This window comes from Janthinobacterium rivuli (genome assembly GCF_009208735.1).
Lineage (GTDB): Bacteria > Pseudomonadota > Gammaproteobacteria > Burkholderiales > Burkholderiaceae_D > Janthinobacterium.
In genome coordinates this window covers 1-255 of sequence record NZ_WFLJ01000107.1, presented here as the reverse complement: position 1 = coordinate 255, position 255 = coordinate 1, and the positions used below count along the sequence as shown (strand labels likewise).

The following is a 255-nucleotide window of genomic DNA, read 5'->3' as shown; positions in this document are numbered from 1 at the left end:
CCCAGCGTGCGTTCGACCACCCAGCGCCATTTACCCAGGCGTTCGCGCGACTCGATGCCATAGCGGGCTATGCGTGGAGCGATGCCACGGCTGCGCAACCAGGCCCGATGGGCGCGCGAAGCATAGGCTTTGTCGGCATGCAGTTTGGCAGGACGTTTGCGTGGACGGCCGGCAAGCCCTGCTACTGAAGGAACGGCCTCAAGCAGGGTAACCAGCATGCGGGAATCATGCACCTGAGCCCCTGATATGCTCGCC

The 255-nt window shown here is 63.9% G+C and carries 1 protein-coding gene; it reads right to left on the bottom strand.

Annotation, left to right across the window (positions count from 1 at the left end; translation table 11 throughout):
- Positions 1-255, bottom strand: a 255-nt coding sequence (locus GCN78_RS29145) for a transposase (protein ID WP_152254758.1), incomplete at both ends; no start/stop codon positions are given.